This is a genomic window from Brevibacterium sp. LS14 (assembly GCF_012027885.1).
GTDB classification, from domain to species: domain Bacteria; phylum Actinomycetota; class Actinomycetes; order Actinomycetales; family Brevibacteriaceae; genus Brevibacterium; species Brevibacterium casei.
Genome location: NZ_SJXG01000016.1, coordinates 1 through 464, shown reverse-complemented (window position 1 = coordinate 464; position 464 = coordinate 1). Strand labels below are relative to the sequence as shown.

The window sequence follows — 464 nt, the reverse complement described above, 5'->3', positions numbered from 1 at the left end:
GGTGCTCGGGGGACTGCTCGACCCGGTGTCCGGGGCGGCATTGAACGGGTTGCTCACCTCCCGCATCCACTCAGTCACCCTCGACGGTACCGCCGGCGGTGCCGGTGTCGGTCACAGCAACGCTGACGCAGACCAGGGCGACGCGCCTCTGGCAGGAGAGGATGCTTCGAAGACCGCGCCCCCCGGGTGCTCCGGCGCATCGACAGACGGCAGTAGTGCTGCTGGGGGCCAAGATGCGCTCTTCGAGATCGTCGATCAGGTCCTCCATGGGGACCTCCACGATGCGCCCCTGTCGATCCCGCAGGCACCCCCAGACTGGGCAGTCCCGCCTGCCACCGACGACGCCCACATGCTCGGCAACGGTGACGGCGACGGCATCCCGGGCGGCACGGGTTCTGCCACTTCGGCCGGAATCACCGATCCGACCAACACCACAGGCGGCGTGGCTTCCGGTTTCCCGGTCG

General features: G+C 69.2%; 1 protein-coding gene. It reads right to left on the bottom strand.

Annotated features, from left to right (window positions below):
• Window positions 1-70: 70 nt before the first annotated feature.
• Window positions 71-268: a hypothetical protein gene (locus EZE58_RS02070; protein ID WP_167559716.1), complete on the bottom strand. Its 198-nt coding sequence runs from the start codon at window positions 266-268 to the stop codon at window positions 71-73.
• Between the last annotated feature and the right edge of the window lie 196 nt (window positions 269-464).

What these genes read in the sequence shown, in the direction of transcription:
- EZE58_RS02070 (WP_167559716.1), bottom strand. Translation starts at nt 268, where the DNA reads ATGGAGGACCTGATCGACGATCTCGAAGAGCGCATCTTGGCCCCCAGC.